17 protein-coding genes are annotated in these 16718 nt (G+C 50.5%); 10 read left to right on the top strand and 7 right to left on the bottom strand.

Features of this window, described 5'->3' with window-relative positions; translation table 11 throughout:
* Positions 1-2: 2 nt before the first annotated feature.
* Entirely contained in the window at positions 3-863 is an 861-nt protein-coding gene (locus tag L3J94_02215) for an NAD(P)H-binding protein (protein ID MCF6217572.1), read from the bottom strand.
* A gap of 73 nt (positions 864-936) precedes the next feature.
* Between L3J94_02215 and L3J94_02210 the strand changes: the two genes are divergently transcribed.
* A complete protein-coding gene (locus L3J94_02210) occupies positions 937-1941 on the top strand; it encodes a CDP-6-deoxy-delta-3,4-glucoseen reductase (GenBank protein ID MCF6217571.1) in 1005 nt (334 codons plus the stop codon).
* 233 nt (positions 1942-2174) lie between these two features.
* Here the strand turns inward: L3J94_02210 and L3J94_02205 are convergent, their stop codons facing one another.
* From L3J94_02205 to L3J94_02180, 6 genes are all read right to left on the bottom strand, one after another.
* A complete protein-coding gene (locus L3J94_02205; GenBank protein ID MCF6217570.1) occupies positions 2175-3377 on the bottom strand; it encodes a DUF3322 domain-containing protein in 1203 nt (400 codons plus the stop codon).
* Positions 3374-6724 (bottom strand): AAA family ATPase, encoded by a 3351-nt coding sequence (locus tag L3J94_02200; protein ID MCF6217569.1) that lies wholly within the window; start codon positions 6722-6724, stop codon positions 3374-3376. Before L3J94_02200 ends, L3J94_02205 begins: the two co-directional genes overlap by 4 nt.
* On the bottom strand, positions 6721-7491 hold the full coding sequence (locus tag L3J94_02195) for a DUF4194 domain-containing protein (GenBank protein MCF6217568.1): 771 nt from the start codon (positions 7489-7491) through the stop codon (positions 6721-6723). Before L3J94_02195 ends, L3J94_02200 begins: the two co-directional genes overlap by 4 nt.
* Positions 7488-8945, bottom strand: a complete 1458-nt coding sequence (locus tag L3J94_02190; protein MCF6217567.1) for a DUF3375 domain-containing protein — start codon at positions 8943-8945, stop codon at positions 7488-7490. Before L3J94_02190 ends, L3J94_02195 begins: the two co-directional genes overlap by 4 nt.
* A 144-nt stretch (positions 8946-9089) precedes the next feature.
* A complete protein-coding gene (locus tag L3J94_02185; GenBank protein MCF6217566.1) occupies positions 9090-9386 on the bottom strand; it encodes a hypothetical protein in 297 nt (98 codons plus the stop codon).
* Positions 9387-9641: 255 nt separating this feature from the next.
* Entirely contained in the window at positions 9642-9824 is a 183-nt protein-coding gene (locus tag L3J94_02180) for a hypothetical protein (protein MCF6217565.1), read from the bottom strand.
* A gap of 268 nt (positions 9825-10092) precedes the next feature.
* Here L3J94_02180 and mnmG point away from each other — a divergent pair, with 268 nt between their 5' ends.
* The 9 genes from mnmG to L3J94_02135 all read left to right on the top strand — a co-directional run bounded on the left by mnmG (position 10093) and on the right by L3J94_02135 (position 16718).
* Positions 10093-11970, top strand: coding sequence for a tRNA uridine-5-carboxymethylaminomethyl(34) synthesis enzyme MnmG (gene mnmG, locus L3J94_02175; GenBank protein ID MCF6217564.1), 1878 nt, complete (start codon positions 10093-10095; stop codon positions 11968-11970).
* Positions 11967-12602, top strand: a complete 636-nt coding sequence (rsmG, locus tag L3J94_02170) for a 16S rRNA (guanine(527)-N(7))-methyltransferase RsmG (GenBank protein MCF6217563.1) — start codon at positions 11967-11969, stop codon at positions 12600-12602. The genes mnmG and rsmG overlap by 4 nt, the downstream gene beginning before the upstream one ends.
* A gap of 5 nt (positions 12603-12607) precedes the next feature.
* Positions 12608-13384, top strand: a complete 777-nt coding sequence (locus L3J94_02165; GenBank protein ID MCF6217562.1) for an AAA family ATPase — start codon at positions 12608-12610, stop codon at positions 13382-13384.
* A 34-nt stretch (positions 13385-13418) separates the two neighbouring features.
* On the top strand, positions 13419-14270 hold the full coding sequence (locus L3J94_02160; GenBank protein MCF6217561.1) for a ParB/RepB/Spo0J family partition protein: 852 nt from the start codon (positions 13419-13421) through the stop codon (positions 14268-14270).
* A gap of 131 nt (positions 14271-14401) precedes the next feature.
* Entirely contained in the window at positions 14402-14614 is a 213-nt protein-coding gene (locus L3J94_02155) for an AtpZ/AtpI family protein (GenBank protein MCF6217560.1), read from the top strand.
* Entirely contained in the window at positions 14611-14985 is a 375-nt protein-coding gene (locus L3J94_02150) for an ATP synthase subunit I (GenBank protein ID MCF6217559.1), read from the top strand. The genes L3J94_02155 and L3J94_02150 overlap by 4 nt, the downstream gene beginning before the upstream one ends.
* 49 nt (positions 14986-15034) lie before the next feature.
* Complete coding sequence (gene atpB, locus L3J94_02145) at positions 15035-15826, top strand: F0F1 ATP synthase subunit A (GenBank protein MCF6217558.1); 792 nt, start codon at positions 15035-15037, stop codon at positions 15824-15826.
* Between the two features lie 80 nt (positions 15827-15906).
* A complete protein-coding gene (gene atpE, locus L3J94_02140; protein MCF6217557.1) occupies positions 15907-16194 on the top strand; it encodes a F0F1 ATP synthase subunit C in 288 nt (95 codons plus the stop codon).
* A gap of 53 nt (positions 16195-16247) precedes the next feature.
* A complete protein-coding gene (locus L3J94_02135) occupies positions 16248-16718 on the top strand; it encodes a F0F1 ATP synthase subunit B (GenBank protein MCF6217556.1) in 471 nt (156 codons plus the stop codon).

The following is a 16718-nucleotide window of genomic DNA, read 5'->3' as shown; positions in this document are numbered from 1 at the left end:
CCCTAATCCGCTGAGGTAACGCCTAACGCACCTTGCACTGTTGGATATTTCAACTCAAGAGCGAGCATCTTAACCATTTTTCGGTTATCAATACGCCGCGACTCCATTAAATAAGAGAGCATCGCAGGCGAGAGCTGCTGCGCGGCCTCCGACAAAGTTATTTCGCGCAACTCAGGCAACGAAAATGCCCTGGCAACCTGCTGAAAATAGTCGCTCATAGTGCTCGGCTGACCATCACTCACATTAATAATACCCTGCGCCCCATCACGCAACAGTGCCGCAACACAAATCTGGGCCAGATCATCCTGATGAATTCGATTGCTAAAGGCAGCCTCTGCCGGGATAACAACCGGATCACCCCGTTTTATGCGCGCCAGCGGCCAGCGGCCTTCGCCATAAATACCCGCCACCCGTAAAATAACGTAAGGCACCTGGTGTTGCTGGCACCACCCCTCAATCTGTTGTTCCGCATCAAAACGCCGCTTTGAACGATCGGCCTGCGGACTTGGCGGCCTCGACTCATCCACCCACGCCCCGCCACAGTCACCATAAACGCCGCTGGTGCTGATATAGACAATTTTATCGGGTAGCCCATCATGACAAAGGCTTTGCAGCCAACGCCGAATACGCGGCTCACTACAGCCAGATTGTGGCGGTGGTGCCAACCAGATGACTCTTTTTGCGGCTGTTTGCAATTGACTTACATCATCTCGATCAAGGTCAATTTGACTAACATCTACACCCTGTTTTTCAAAAAATTCGCACCTAACCGCCTGACGCACCAGCAGATTCACCACACATTTTTTCGCCAACAAAATATTAACCATTCGCTCGCCAATATCACCACAACCAACAATTGTCACCTGCAAGGGTTTATCTCCTACTAAAAATCTAGGATAATGTTCGCCAAATAGACCCAACAAGTAAAGGCACCCAATGAGCTTTACCGTAAAAATACAGCCAAGCGGACACAGCTTCACCGTAGAAGAAAATGAACGCATTCTGGATGCCGCACTCAAAGCGGGCATCAGCTTCCCCTACGGCTGCCGTAGCGGTGGCTGTTGGGCTTGTCGTGGAACCATCCTCGAAGGTGAAATCGATTATGGTGACTTCACACCCCGCTTCTCGGAAGAGGAGATCGCCAAAAAAAGCGCACTGTTTTGTGTCTCAACCGCCATCAGCGACCTCACAATCGAGATGAATGAGATTTCAGGGGTTAAAGATATTGAGATCAAGAACCTGCCAACGCGGGTACATGAGATGGAGAAACTCTCCGACGATGTCATGAAAGTTAAACTACTGATTCCACCCACCGAGCGGCTGCAGTTCCTTTCGGGTCAGTACATCGAAATCATCATGAAAGATGATCGTCGCCGCGCCTTCTCCATTGCCAATGCACCCTTTGATGACAAATATCTGGAACTGCACATCAAATACATCCCCGGTGGCGACTTCACAGAGTACGTCTTCAATGAGATGAAAGTACGTGACCTGCTGCGCTTTGAAGGCCCACTCGGGACATTCACCCTGCGTGAAGAGTCCATGAGGCCGATGATTATGCTAGCAACCGGCACCGGCTTTGCCCCGATAAAATCGATACTTGAACACGCCTTCTCCGAAGGCGTTAAACGCCCAATCTACTTCTACTGGGGCGGCCGCCATGAACGCGATTTTTATATGGATGAGCAGGTTAAAGCGTGGGCCGATCAATACCCAAACCTAAACTACATCCCGGTGGCCTCCCAGCCCAGTGAAAACTGGCAGGGCCGCACCGGTCATATACAGAGCGCCGTATTGGAAGACTTTAACTCTCTGGCAGGCTATGAAGTCTACGCCTGTGGCAACCCGGCCATGGTTCAAGAGGGGTTTGAGTTATTGACCAAGAAAGGGGTCAAGCCAGAAAATTATCTATCAGATGCCTTTACCTTCTCAAGCAAATAACACCGTCTGAACCCCAAGACAGAGCACCGTAATAAAGCTCTTCTGAAAAGGCCACCAACTTCGTGGCCTTTTTTATGCCCGCCAATCACAATCGCTATATCAAATTATTCGAAGGCGATAGCAGTGCACCGATCATTGCTCGGAGAAATAAAGATGAGCGGGCCGTCAACCCGCTAAGCGACCTGGTAGGAGGCTGTCGGACTTAAGTGATCGTAGCGAGGAAAGGCCAACACTCAATCTATTGGGATTAGCAGGGGATTACCTTGCCAAGACAAGAGCCGGTTAAATACATGATCAGCCGATAGTCGCTCTTGCTCCAAGCGGGTATTGCCATGAATCCCATCTCTAATCTCCTGAAATACCGTTCGCTCAGCCTCGGTCAGAGACCCCGGCAAACCTGTATAAGAGTCAGGCTCTTTCACCATACGCTTGTGATGACTCAGGAGCGTCTCCCGGTCCATTAGCAAGCTTTCAACGTGGGGCTGGTGCTGCCTCGCTTCCGACAGAAATAGAAAACCCCAACTATCCAGATCTCCCCAATAACCAATTTTTTTTTGGCGTAACCAGCGTGCCGCCATCCAAGCCAAATTTCGGCCACCGCCAATAACGGCAATCGTGTTAGGCAACGCTGGCAAAGCATAACCCGATTGATCATTTTCCACGACGATCAGGCGCTCTCCCGGTAACGGAGTTGAAAGCAAGGTCTCGCTAGGAACCCGCAAAATGGAGAGCCCCCCCATCGCTTGTGTTGTAGCAGAACAAAGCGGCCTAACCAAGAGCCAGTCACCCGGAACCTCAATACAATCCAGCCATGCCATTAAACCGCCATACTCACTGATTGCACCATCATGCAAAACATCCAGCAACGGCGTGATAAGTGATTGATGGGTCTCCATAAACTTGGTGTCCACGCCGATAAGTGGCAAGGCACGCAGGTAACCACCTCGTCCCACCCCTTGAGATAATTGGGGCAAGATTTGAGCGATCATCTGTGCCTCTTCTAGGCTCAAAGAGCCTATCTTTTTGAGCTGTTTAATCAGCGCAGGGTAGAGTTTATCGCTTACACCCAAAATAGGGGAGATACGTTGTTGCCACTGCTGGCTGCGCTTTTCAGCATCACCACCAATAAATTCGATCAACGCCTGAATAGCGCCAAGGGTTAACTGTGATGGCACACGTTTCTCACCCAGTTGGGCGTATTGAATCTTCTGCCAGCTCAGTTGACTTTGTTTTGGCCATAGCTGCCAAGCATCGATAAATGCGTGGAATCCGGCCAGATCCTCCAGCGCCTGTCGGCCTGAAGGGGGACGAAGATTAATGGTAATGGGGAACGGGCGTTCGCCCAAAAGCCGTTTTTTCAGATGCTGGGTATGGTCCCACTCTTTGGCCCTCAGCTTATCTCTTACCTCATCAGGCAATAGACCCCAATCTCTCACAGCTCCACACCCATCGCTTGGGCATCTCTCTTAATTTTATTCTGCCGATGCTGTGATAAGCGGCGGTCAACCTCTTCCCAAGTGACTTCACAGAGGTGGCTCTCATGGGTACTGCTATTGCGCTCGGCAATCAATAATGAACGGGCAGACTCGCGAGCTAAGTTAAGGTTTTTGTAAGGCGTAATCAGATTGACATGAATCTTTAGCTCCTGGAATACCCGCAACACCCGGCGGCTCACCGTCTCCGCCGTATTGGAAAAAGCCTCATCCAAAAACACCGTGCTATAGACAGGGTGGTCATAACCATCCGGCGTCAGCACATAAGCCAAACTCGCCGCGACGATGGTGCCAGCAAACGACTCTTTCTCGCCACCAGACTTGCCACTGGAAGAGTGCAACACATCCCGTACATCACCATTTTGAGAGTCCAGCTCCTCGGCAAAAAAGGAGAGCTGAAAGCGCGGATCGAGCAATCGTTGGCTCTCCAGTGTATTTGCGGTCGCTGGATTACTGGCTTTATCCAGTATTTCAATCACCGATTTAAGCTGCTGAAAGCGCGCCTCATCATCGTCGCTATGATCACCCAGCACACGGGTTAATTGGCGGTTAAACTCATCCACATGGGGATAACTATCCCGCTGAGTACGAAGCTTCAAATGACTTCCCTGACGAAACTCGGTGCGTTTCAGCACCCGGTTAATCGTGTCGATACGGTCGTTGATCTCTTCCCGCTCTGAATCCATGCTGGAGCGTATGCCTGCTAAAGATTGCAGAGCGCACTTGGTCAGGCGCACCTGAAACTGCTCCACCAACGCGGGCAGTCCTTCCTCTTCAAGCTGCGACAGATGTTCAAGATACTGGGGCAGACTTCTCATATCGGCCCCCCACTCTGCGGCAAGCACCTCCCATCCGCTGCGGAACGAAGAGATAATGCCTATCGCTCGGTTTTGTGCAGATTGGCGCTTGTTGTGCATCCGGTCTAATTCACTCTCAATATCGCGCCGCTGTTGCGCCTCAATTGAGGTCACGCGATCAATATCCAGCGCATCCTGTTCAGCCACTCTTTTCTGCAATGCTTCGCGAACACCCTCCGCTAACCCAGGTGCGGCGGCACGGTTGGCATTGTCCAGTTGCGACTGCGCACCTACCAGCCGGCTTTCAATCATCCCCTCCGTTTTTTGTGCGCTGTCTTTATCACTTTGGATCGCCTTAAGCCTCTCCTTTGCTTCATCCCACGCTTGCTGTGCCTTTTCTAAATCACTACCGGAGCGCGTCAAATTATCAAGCGCCGCCTGAGCCTGTTCGGTTTGATGCTGCCAACGGGGCACATCGATTTCATCCCACTGAACCTCAGCAAGTTTCTGCCATAAACGAACGCTAGACTGGCAGTTATCATGTTTTTTTCGGGCAACGCTTACCGCTTTATCAAGCAGCTCTATGTGTGTTTTTAAGGCCCGTTCATCTTGTTTAAGAATCGATAACCTAGACTTATTCGAAAAGCCCAACTGCCAACTACGCCGATTATCAACCGGAGTCCTGTCATTCTTATTAAACCGACCTTTTTCATATTGAAACAAACCTTCTCGCGTCATTGAAAAAGGTGTTTCATTCAGCTCTTTTGCCGAGTCAACGCAGTGAAGATCTGTACGTGCGAGATAGTGCTTTAACCACTCTCGGTAGGGGTGATCCAGCCACGCCAATTTTCTAAGATAACCATCGGCTTTAAATTGCGTCTGCCCCGATACTTGCCATGCAACCTGAACGGTCACATTCAACCCGGTATGCCGATCATTCAACCAGCGAGTCACCAGTCGGTAACAATCTTCAGGCACAATTAAAGCGGTTCGACGTCCTCCAATCACCCTTTCGATTGCACCATGCCATGAGATTTGATCCGGCTTTACATCGATTAGCTCACCAACAAACATCAAGCTCTCTTTATCGAGAGTCAGGCTATCAACAATATCGTCCCTTAATTTTTGGTAGGCAAAATCTATATTGGAACCTGGGTGCGCCTCTATTCCTAAAATCTGTTTCTGTAAAGCATCAAGCTTCTCTTTCACCTCATACAACTTGCGCCCTGCCTCTGTCAACGCATCGATGAAGGTATCTGCTTGGTCTTTGAAAGAGAGCTGCATACTCTGTATTTGCTTTTGATTTTCCACATATGCGTCTTCAATCAGAACATCATCGAGACTGGCTTCCCTTGCATCTTTCTGGTATTTTCCGGCAGCGGTACTCACCTCAGACAAACGGCGCTTCGTCTGCGTCAATTTATCCTTGGCCGCTTCAACCCGGTCGCCACCGGCCTGAACATAATCAACATGACGCTGCTCCACCTGCCCTGTTGCATCCTCCTCCTGGCGACGCAGCTCAGCCAACTTTTGACGAACAGCCGCCAACTCATGCTCGATTTTCGCAATCCGCTGCCGCCACAAGTCGGCGCAAATCTCACCAAAATAGATCGAAAGCCCATCACGCTCCGTACTCAACAACTCAATCTGTTGTTGACACTCATGCAGCGTATTCTCAATTTCAGGCAGGCCACAGAGCTTCTCATGCTGACTGCGAGCATCCAGTAGCTGTTGATGTGTTGCCACCAAATCATCAAACTCAGCCACAGTATTTCGAGCATCGTCACGAATATTATTGGGTTCCAGCACAAGATCACGAATCAGCGTGGTCAGGTCATCAATCTTCTTTAATCCCAGGGCACGCGAAAGCAAGTTGGGCGCATTGCGATTATCCATGTGCAGGCAATCCCGATAATAGGCCTGATAGTCATTGAAGGCGTCAAACGACTTGACTAATGGGTCATCGCGCAACACCTTTTTTAGTTGCCGCGCCTCGCCCTCACCAAACACCTTCAGTAGCTCCTCTAGGCTCAGGTTGCGTTTCGCCACAAGATAGATGCGCTTAAAATCAGCCGCCACACTGGTGGGTTTGGTGTTCCAGAACATGACGACCAAGGTAATCACAGAGCCGTCATCGGCTCGATACATGGCGCGCAGCCCTGAAACCACAGCACCTTCACGTTTGTAGTTAGTTTTTGTCTGGGCACCATCATGGCTTAAGCCGTGACTGCCGCGAATATAAGAGACAAGGGAACGATCACTGCGATCACCTTGAGCCGCCGCCATATTAAAGGATGCCTTGCTGCTCAATAACAGTGCCATCAGGCCATCAATCAGTGTCGATTTCCCTGCGCCGTTATCGCCGGTAATAAGGGTACCCTCAGGGTCGATCCGTGCCGTATGCAGTCCGTGAAACGAACCCCAATTACAGACAGACAACTCCGCCAAACGAATCTGGCCACAACTGAAGAGTTCAGAGACCCTATGATTCATGACACTTCGCCTTCACCATTGACGCTCCCTGCTAACGATTGATACTCTACCAACATCCGCTCCAAAAACTCAGCACTCACCACATAGCGAATCACCGGCGTAATCTCCAAGCGTTCATCATCACCCCTTACCGGACTTAACAATTTTTTCTCTTTCATCTTAGTGATCGCACCGCTCAATTTACGGCGGTCACTGCGACTGCTATTGGTCAGCGGTAAAAAAGGGGCAAGTTGGGATTCAATGCGATCCATATCGATAATCACCTGCTGCTCACCAACACTTTGACGCTCTTGATAGTGCTTTCTTAACACCAGCAACAGCAGGGTATCGTAGAGGGAGAGTGTTCGGCGACTGATCAGCGCCGAGCGCTCCTCTTCGTCCTCAAAATCCGCTTGCTCCTGCCGTTGGAGCAGAAGTGCCACACCGGCGAGTGGATCTATCAGCAGGCGCAGATACATATCGGCCAGGTGATCTTCGACCAAGGCCTGGTGTCGACATAACAGTTCATATACCTGTGGTTTGACGTGAGCCAACACCACGCCGCTGCGCATGAGTTCAACCAGGGCACGGCGAAGCTCTGGGGAAAAACGGCCCTTGCTTGGAGCAGTAGTTGTGGCGTCATCGTCGACACCATCTGGCAACAAAGCCTCATCTACAGCGACCTCTTCCACATCAACAGCATCAGACATTAATTCACCCTGTTGCTCTCCAGTTGTCGCAGCCAGTCGATCAAAAAAATTCGGCTCAGTGTCTGGGGGATCGCTCATACCGCCACCTCACTAATATCCTCTGGAAACATCTCAGCACTTAACTGATAGCAGGGAATAGCCGCCTGAATACGGATTCCACTTCGATCCTTCACCGTCACTTGCTCCTTCTCTTCCAGTAGTGCAGCCCCGACATTTTTTGCCACCCGCAAATAGGCCACCAACTCTTCCAACCCCGCCTCAACAGCGTGCTGTTGAATCATACAGCCCACCGTCATCGGGCCACTGTTACGCAAGGCGTCGCGCATTCGTGCCGCAATTTCAACTATTTGAACACTCTCCAAACAATCCAGCATCGCACTACTCGGGTCTGAGCTGTTCTCCTGTGCCTGAATATTCTCAATATCCAACTGCTCTTCAGGTACCCGCAAACCCATACTATCAATAGAGCCCACTTTCACACTGCCACTGGTCAGCGCCAAAGGAATCGCTCTATCGAGTGAGATATCACTTTCATTGAATCGAACCGCGACCTGCTCTAGCTGGCGCAACAGATTCTCCACCGCAAGATTTTCCTTATGGGCACCGCTTTCAATGTAAGACCTTAGGCTCTCTTCCGTGCGACGACGCACCTGAAAAACACGCTGACTCTCCCGTGTTAACTCACGCACCAAGTGGCCAAGAAAACGCGACTCCTCCGCCGAAAGATGCTCCGCCGCCGAGCGGCTCAACACCGAACGTAGCTGCTCGCGAAACTCCACACTGCGATTTTGATCGCACAGTAACTGAAAGAAGCTATCAAATGCCCGCCCAGCGTCCGAATCCGCCAACATCTGCTCTTGCTCAATCAGCGCCAGAATCACATCGCCCCGGCTACCACCGGACTCGATCATCTGCACCCTGAGGCTCTGATCCAGACCACGAATATCATCCTCAACACGGCGGAAATCACCGGTCAAAACCGATGCCAATTGATACACCTCTCGAATACGCTCCCGTTGCTCGGCAGCGGAAAGCTCATGCACCACGCCACTCAATAGCTGATCGATTTCACGCTGCAAAGCTGCTTTTTTATGCTCCAGCAGCGTAATGCGTTCTTGTGGATTAGGGCTTAAGTCGACGGCAAGCTGAGTCACCGCATCTTGCACAATACGCAGATGGGAGGCAGAGGCATTCACCTCGCGCTGTTCCAGATTTTGGCAAAAACGCAAAGCCACATCACAGGCATCGGTGCCGGTCAGTTGATCATCCAGCTCGCGCAACCAACCCGCCTGTATCCATTCACGCAGATAAGCACCCGCCCCTTTTTCCACCTCCCGCCCATCATCCGCTAGGCGATCCAACTCGGATTGCAACACAACCCGCGCGCGCGCGAAGGGAATTTCACTCTCCTCCCGAAACAGCTCCGTGATAAACGCCATAATCAAAGGGGCATTAGCGGCACGCAACAGGCGCCAGGTGGCATGCTCAGATTGCAGGCGACTATAACGGGAGTGAAGGGCTGGCAGGCTCATTGGCTAAATGTACTTTAACCTTATGCGCTCGGCTAGGAGTTTGTGGGAATCTAACATCGATAAATTCTTTTCAACAATGGACAGGTTGCTTGGGAAGGGATCAGGAAGGGGTCAAGTCTTTACATTAATCACTTTAACAGCTTCTCACCACTCACGGGGCTGTTCGGCATACAGCACGCGCTCACGACAGTAAGCCGAGAGGGCGGCCTCATTCATTGAGGCCGTCTCTACAACGGATGCAAATTTGTCTGCCGCACACCAGCCGTTGGGGTGGCTGTCACCGTTCGGCATCAAGCGCCCTTCTGCGCGTGCCATTTTCCTCCCGTTGTACAAGGTGCCTTCACAGATACCTTCTTCGTGCGAAATATCCGCGATGGTTTTATTGTGCGGTGGTAGCACTTTCTTCAGTGCGGTCTCTTTTCGTTCTTTTGGATAACTCATTTTTGAAGGGGTCAAATCTGCACATAATGTATTGAGTAGCCTATCGTTTTCTATATGGCTAGCCCTTTAACCCACTGAGGGTGAAGGAGAGGCCAAACAAGGCCGTCAATAGTCGCAAATACTGCTATTCACAGGTAATTTCCGGGTTGGAAGGTGATGTGGCGTTGAGTGGTGGTTGGGGTAACCAAAAAAGAGACGCTGGGTAGGTAAGCAAGCGACTCTGTGTGGGGTTTTCCACCGTCTCGTTAGATCTTTTTACGCGCTATACACTTCTCGTAGCTGCTCTCTCAAGCGTCGCTGCTCATTTATCCACTCTATATCACGCCAGCGACTGATGGGCTTTATTTTTGAGCGGGCTGTTTTCATGTGAACGGCTGTCGAGGCCGAGCTCCAGCTGCGCTCTTTTGCCCCGCCATTACTCTCATCATTAAAATTCAAATCATGCACTCCTACTGCCTCCACTGTCTGTTTCAGAAATTTTTCTCGCTGAGATCTCCTGCTACCAAAGCCAGCTTATGGTGGAATTGTTTTACTCTCATGACAGTGGTGTGAATGTTTTATGATGCATACAACCACAATCTTCTCGATTGCAGCGTGCTACCTCTAACCCCCGAATAGAGCCCACACACTGCACACGCGGTTGGCACCCACGGCAGTGGTGGAGTAGAATGCTCGGTTTTCTGGCTTAATTTAAAAGTGTGTAGCGATGTTTTATCAAGATAAGTTTGATGTGATTGTGGTGGGTGGCGGCCACGCGGGAACCGAGGCTGCGCTGGCTGCTGCGCGCATGGGGGTTAATACACTACTGATAACCCATAATATCGATACCCTTGGGCAAATGTCTTGTAATCCGGCCATTGGTGGTATTGGTAAAGGGCATTTGGTGAAGGAGGTGGATGCGCTCGGCGGGCTGATGGCTCATGCAGCGGATGTATCGGGCATTCAGTTTCGTACCCTTAATGCCAGCAAAGGCCCGGCGGTACGTGCGACACGCGCACAAGCTGATCGCCTGCTTTATAAGGCTGCCGTGCGAGAGACTGTTGAAAATCAAGCTAACTTGACGCTGTTTCAACAATCGGTGGATGATTTAATTGTTGAGGGTGGTCGCGTGACTGGGGTGGTCACCAAGATGGGTTTGAAATTCGCAGCGCCTACTGTCGTGCTTACAGTGGGCACATTCTTAGGTGGACGCATTCACATCGGGCTGGAGAGCTTTGAAGGTGGCCGTGCGGGTGATCCACCTGCCAATGCCCTCTGCCAACGCCTGCGTGAGCTACCCTTTACGGTGGATCGCCTGAAAACAGGCACCCCACCACGAGTTGATGGCCGCACTGTCAATTTTGAACTGTTAGAGGCGCAGCCGGGAGATAACCCGCTACCGACGTTCTCTTTTATCGGTAATGCAGCGCAACACCCGCGACAGATCCCTTGCTATATCACCCACACCAATGAGCAGACCCACGAAATCATTCGTGGTGGTATGGACCGCTCACCGATGTACACGGGGGTGATTGATGGCGTTGGGCCACGCTATTGTCCTTCCATCGAAGATAAAGTAACCCGTTTTTCCGATAAAAACGCTCATCAGATCTTTGTCGAGCCGGAGGGGTTAACCACGCACGAAATCTACCCCAATGGTATCTCCACCTCGCTGCCGTTTGATGTACAAATAGCGCTGGTACGCTCAATGAAAGGCTTTGAGAAAGCGCATATCGTGCGGCCTGGCTATGCCATTGAGTATGATTTTTTCGATCCGCGGGGCCTCAAAAATACGCTGGAGACCAAGCCGATGCCAGGCCTGTTTTTTGCTGGGCAGATTAATGGCACTACAGGCTATGAGGAGGCTGCCGCTCAGGGGTTACTCGCTGGCGTCAATGCGGCGCTACAGATTCAAGGAAAAGAGCCGTGGTGCCCGCGCCGAGATGAAGCCTATATCGGTGTGATGGTTGACGATCTCATCACTAAAGGCACCCAGGAACCTTATCGTATGTTTACCTCGCGGGCAGAGTATCGCCTCATGTTACGCGAAGATAATGCTGACTTGCGCTTAACACCAAAAGGGCGAGAGCTAGGCCTGATAAGTGATGATCGCTGGCACGCCTTTGAGGTAAAACGAAATGCCATAGAGCAAGAGCGCCAGCGCATGCGGGTTACTTGGCTATCACCAAAAAAAGTTGATCCGGCACTGCTTAAAGCAGCCATCGGCCAGACATTGAGTCGTGAATATAATCTGGAAGATTTACTGCGCCGCCCCGAAGTTAATTACACTGCGTTGATGAGCCTCGATGCTGCCGGGCCGGGAGTGGATGAGCCAATCGTTGCTGAGCAAGTTGAAGTGCAGGTGAAATATGCAGGCTACATTGAGCGGCAACGCGATGAAATTGCACGGGCCAGTCGCAATGAAGAGAGTAAAATCCCTACTGACTTCGATTATGACAGCGTCTCAGGACTCTCCGCAGAAGTATCCCAAAAATTGATAACCCATCGACCCCAAACCATTGGCCAAGCTTCACGTATTCCAGGTGTAACGCCTGCGGCTATTTCGTTGCTATTGGTCTTTCTAAAAAAGAGAACTCAGAAATGAGCCTGCGTGAGCAACTTGCCACAGGCTGTCAACAGCTCAACTTAGCCGTTAACGAGGCGCAACTCGAGGCACTATTACACTACCAGGCGACGCTACTGAAGTGGAACAGAGTCTATAACCTGACAGCCATTACCGAGCCTCGGCAGATGGTTACCCACCATTTGCTGGACAGCCTCGCAGTACTGCCCTACCTACAGGGAAATCGCATCGTTGACGTGGGGTGTGGCGGCGGCTTACCCGGCATCGTACTGGCTATTATGTCGCCTGAAAAACAGTTCGTTTTGCTTGACAGCAATAGCAAAAAAACACGCTTTGTTAAGCAAGCAGTGATTGAGTTGAAACTGAAAAATGTTAAGGTGCAGCATAGCCGGGTAGAGCAGTATCAACCTGAACAGCCATTTGATATGGTGCTGTCCCGTGCCTTTGCTTCACTGGCAGACATGTTGCGCTGGTGTGCACACCTGAAAGCGAAAGATGGTATATTTCTCGCGATGAAAGGCGTAAGCCCGCTTGAAGAGCTGCAACAGCTTGCGGATAATTTCCACCTCATCAAGCAACATCAGCTAGTGGTGCCGGGACTGGATGCCGAGCGTCATATCGTGTTAATTGATTCACAGAATCAGAACGGGTAAATTTGATGGCCAAAATTATCGCAGTGACCAACCAAAAAGGTGGCGTGGGCAAAACCACCACGTGCGTTAATCTCTCCGCCTCTCTGGCCGCAACCAAACGTCGCGTTTTGATGGTTGACCTTGACCCGCAAGGCAACGCCTCTATGGGCGCTGGCATTGATAAATATAACTTAAAATATACGGCAAATGAGGTGTTGATGAATGAAATCGACATCGAGCAGGCGATTCAGCCCAGCCAGCAGTCAGGGTTTGATGTTTTGCCAGCTAACAGTGACTTAACCGCAGCCGAGGTCAACCTGCTGCATGAGTTGAGTCGCGAGGCAAGATTACAGCAGGCACTCAGTCGCGTCACAGAGCGTTACGACTATATACTGATCGACTGTCCTCCCTCATTGAACATGCTAACCCTCAACGCACTCACCGCAGCAAAAAGCGTGATTATTCCAATGCAGTGTGAATATTACGCGCTGGAGGGTTTGGCCGCATTGCTAGATACCATTGAGCAGGTAAAGCAGTCAGTCAACCCCGATCTAGCGGTAGAAGGGTTACTGCGCACCATGTTTGACCCGCGCAACAGGCTCTCCAGTGAAGTGGTCAAGCAGCTGCGAGAGCACTTCGCCGATAAGGTGTTTCGAACGGCTATTCCTCGTAATATAAAATTAGCAGAGGCCCCTAGTCACGGGTTGCCTGCATTACAATATGACCGCACTTCGCGAGGAGCGCAGGCTTATTTAGCACTCGCAAGCGAGTTGGCACGTCGCACTTCTGAGCCAACAACATAGTGGCAGATTAACCTTAGGATGTTAGAGGAAGACAATGGCTAAAAAAGCACTGGGGCGAAACCTTGGCGCGCTACTCGGCGGCAGCACTGAGTCTAGCGCAACAAAAGATGGTGAGCTGAGAAAACTCTCTATTGAATTAATTCAGCCAGGAAAATACCAGCCCAGAGTCGATATGCATGCCGATTCGCTGGACGACTTGGCCGAGTCGATTCGCTCACAGGGGATTGTGCAGCCTATTGTGGTGCGCCCAATTGCAAAGCAGGGCCACTATGAAATTGTTGCCGGCGAGCGTCGCTGGCGAGCCGCCCAAATTGCCGGATTAAATGTCATACCCGCATTGATACGCGATATACCCGATGAAGCAGCCATTGCGATGGCGCTGATCGAAAACATTCAGCGGGAAGACCTCAATCCAATAGAAGAAGCACGGGCACTTCAACGTCTGATTGAAGAGTTTGAAATGACACACCAGCAAGCAGCCGATGCCGTAGGCCGGTCGCGGGTCACTGTGAGCAACCTGTTGCGGCTTTTAACCCTCAATGATGATGTGCGGAAATTATTAGAGCGAGGCGACCTTGAGATGGGCCACGCTCGCGCACTACTGGGCTTGCAGGGAGAAAAACAAGGCATCGCGGCACGCGAAGTGGCTGCAAAAGAGCTCTCTGTACGCGAAACTGAGCGGCTGGTGCGCCGCCATGCGAGCGCAGACGACCTCCCCACGCAACAGAAGCCAGCTGACCCGGATGTAGAGCGATTGCAAAACGAGCTGGCAGAGCGGCTGGGGGCCAAGGTAAAGTTCCAACACGGTGCGAAGGGAAAGGGGAAGGTTATTATTCACTATAATAATCTTGATGAATTAGATGGGATTATCGCTCACATTAAGTAGCCATTAAAAACCTCATAAAAAGGGCTTAATGTCATTTGACCTGCTATTCCCACTGTCATATACTGCGCGCCGCGTGTGTAGGAAAATAGTGCTTAAAAACGCACGCACAGCGCATGCCGAGAGCGCCCAGTATGGTAAAAGAAAAAGAAAAAAAGATAAATCTACTGATGCTGGGCGTGGGTACAATTCTGACATCGATGGTGGTATCGGGGTTAATCCTTGGCTTTATTGTCGACTGGTGGCTGGAGACGACGCCCATATTTATGATGTTGTTCCTGTTGCTTGGCTTCGTCGGTGGAATGTTAAAGGTTTACAAAATGCTAACGCATCCGGAAATGTTTTGAATCCGGCCGTTCAAGCAGTAGAAGCCAAGGCGCGAAAGGCGCTGCAAGCCCAGCTTATCGTGGGTGTGGTTTCGTCAATAGGATTTATGCTCTACGCAGGTGGCTGGCACGGTATTTCAGCACTTGCGGGAGTCGCCGTCAGCATTACGCTGCTGCTGGTACTGAGGTACGGTGTCAAGCGAGCGGCAGAAGCCGCACAGCATGACCAGAAGAGAAGTATGTTGATACTCTACCTTGGGGCGGCACAAAGGTTTATTTTAATATTGGTTCTGTTTGCACTGGGATTAGGGGTTGCAGGTCTTGACCCCCTCGCGATGTTCGTGGGATTTTTCTTGGCGCAACTCAGTAATCTGACAAATGTGCGTGGCTAAGGCCAAGTGATATAAAGAGGATAAAAAAGTGGCTGCAAGTGAAGGGGAGATGACCTCCGTTGAATATATTCAACATCATTTGACCAATCTGCATGTGGGTGAAGGGTTTATGACTTTTAACCTCGACACTATATTTGTTAGTGTGGCATTGGGTCTACTGATGATTTTTACCGGCATGAAAGTAACCAAGAACATGGCGACAGATGTCCCAGGGGGCTTTCAGAACTTTGTCGAGATGATTCTCGAGTTTGTCCAAGGACAAGTAAAAGACACCTTCCCCGGCAAAAACGCCCTCATTGCGCCCATGGCACTGACCATTTTCGTCTGGGTCTGGCTAATGAACTTTATGGATTTGATCCCAATCGATCTTTTCCCGCTGATTGCCAGCTGGTTTGGCATCGGCTACCTGAAGATCGTTCCGACCACTGATTTGAGTACAACCTTGGCAATGTCACTGGTTGTGTTCGCACTGATCATCTATTACAACCTTAAAGTCAAAGGTGTGGGCGGATACCTGAAAATGTTTATCTTCCACCCGTTCGGCAAATTCTTTATACCGGTTAACATCATCATGACGGCGATTGAAGAGCTGGCTAAGCCGCTTTCATTGGCACTACGTCTGTTCGGTAACTTGTTTGCCGGTGAGTTGGTTTTCTTGCTTATTGCGCTATTGGCTGGTGGTGTTGGCTTTAGTGCGATGCTGCTGATCTTTGGGCCGCTGCAAGTTATTCTGGATCTGGCATGGTTGATCTTCCATCTGTTGGTAATTACGCTGCAAGCGTTTATCTTCATGGTACTGACAATCGTATACCTGGGTATGGCACACACTGAAGATCACTAAGATTTCAGATTGTGGCAATTTTGGTTTTTGGTTTTACTTTTTAAATTTATAAATTAACTATCCTCGAAGGAGATGTAACAATGACACCTGATATGATTGCGATGATCTATGCATATACTGCAGTAGGCGTTGGTGTGATTTTGGCGGCAGCAGGTATGGGTTCTGCTATCGGATGGGGCCTGATCTGTGCGAAGACACTGGAAGGTATTGCACGTCAACCAGAAATGCGTCCGGCTCTGATGACCAACATGTTCATCTTTGCAGGTTTGATGGAGTCATTCCCTTTCATCATCTTAGCATTTGCAATGTGGTTCCTATTCGCCAATCCTTTCGTAGGTGCTCTGTCTGCAGCTATCGCTGCTATCTAAATTTAGGGCAGATTGCTCGCTCCCAGGGGTAAGCAAACCGAGGAGAAAGAAACGTGAATATTACAGCAACATTGATCCCGCAGATGATTGCATTCATCCTGCTGATCTGGTTCATAAACAAGGTCCTGTGGGGCCCTCTTTCAGAAATGATGGAAGATCGTCAAAAGCGTATTGCTGACGGACTTGCAGCAGCTGAGAAAGGAAAGCACGAGCAGGAACTGGCTGAAAAGCGCGCCAAAGAGGTGCTGCATGATGCCAAGAAGCAGTCAGCGGAAATCATCGCACAAGCACAAAAACGTTCTTCTGAGATTGTAGAAGAGTCTAAAGAGAACGCACGAGCTGAAGGCGAGCGTATTGTTAACGCTGCCCAGGCTGAAATCGAGCGCGAGGTTGCTCAGGCAAAAGAGCAACTGCGTAGTCAACTAGCTTCTGTAGCGGTTGCGGGTGCAGAGAAAATCCTGAAAAAGGAAATCAATGCAAATACCCACAGCGACATGCTAAACGAGCTGGCTGCAAAGATTTAA

The sequence above is a fragment of the Gammaproteobacteria bacterium genome, assembly GCA_021647245.1.
Classification (GTDB): Bacteria; Pseudomonadota; Gammaproteobacteria; order RBG-16-57-12; family RBG-16-57-12; genus JAFLJP01.
The sequence above is the reverse complement of the archived record's forward strand: the minus strand, read 5'-3'. Positions and strand labels throughout refer to the sequence as shown.